1 tRNA gene and 1 rRNA gene are annotated in these 281 nt (G+C 54.8%); both read right to left on the bottom strand.

The annotated features are described in order from the left end of the window. A 5S ribosomal RNA gene (rrf, locus tag OGY13_RS00145) occupies positions 1-81 on the bottom strand; the annotation flags it as partial. Between the two features lie 38 nt (positions 82-119). After that, a tRNA-Thr gene (locus OGY13_RS00140) sits at positions 120-195 on the bottom strand. Between the last annotated feature and the right edge of the window lie 86 nt (positions 196-281).

The raw sequence follows: 281 nt of genomic DNA, 5'->3' as shown, positions 1-281 counted from the left end.
CACACTACCATCGGCGCTACGGCGTTTCACTTCTGAGTTCGGCATGGGGTCAGGTGGGACCACCGCGCTACAGCCGCCAGACAAATTCTTTTCTAAGTGCCGAACTTTAACCGAAAAACTGGTGCTGATACCCAGAGTCGAACTGGGGACCTCACCCTTACCAAGGGTGCGCTCTACCAACTGAGCCATATCAGCACACTAAATTTGATGCCTGGCAGTTCCCTACTCTCGCATGGGGAGACCCCACACTACCATCGGCGCTACGGCGTTTCACTTCTGAG

It is taken from the genome of Citrobacter sp. Cpo045, assembly GCF_030332875.1.
GTDB lineage: Bacteria > Pseudomonadota > Gammaproteobacteria > Enterobacterales > Enterobacteriaceae > Citrobacter > Citrobacter portucalensis.
The sequence above is the reverse complement of the archived record's forward strand: the minus strand, read 5'-3'. Positions and strand labels throughout refer to the sequence as shown.